The following is a 300-nucleotide window of genomic DNA, read 5'->3' on the forward strand; positions in this document are numbered from 1 at the left end:
CCGCCAGCGTTCATCCTGAGCCAGGATCAAACTCTCCAATAAAGTTTGTCTAGCATCATAAATAAAAATTGACGTTTCACGTTGTTTGTTTCGTTCAGTTTTCAAAGAACTAAAAGCGGGTGAAGAGAATCGAACTCTCGACCAGAGCTTGGAAGGCTCTTGTTTTACCACTAAACTACACCCGCGTGGTCGGGAAGACAGGATTTGAACCTGCGACCCCCTGGTCCCAAACCAGGTGCTCTACCAAGCTGAGCCACTTCCCGTTAATGGCGCGCCCGAGAGGAGTCGAACCCCTAACCT

General features: G+C 49.3%; 2 tRNA genes. Both read right to left on the minus strand.

The features are described from left to right. Positions 1–114: 114 nt before the first annotated feature. Positions 115–185, minus strand: a tRNA-Gly gene (locus MR059_RS21610). A 1-nt stretch (position 186) separates the two neighbouring features. After that, a tRNA-Pro gene (locus MR059_RS21615) sits at positions 187–263 on the minus strand. Positions 264–300: the final 37 nt, after the last annotated feature.

Origin of the sequence: Bacillus cereus group sp. BfR-BA-01522 (assembly GCF_022662635.1) — a bacterium.
GTDB lineage: Bacteria > Bacillota > Bacilli > Bacillales > Bacillaceae_G > Bacillus_A > Bacillus_A cytotoxicus.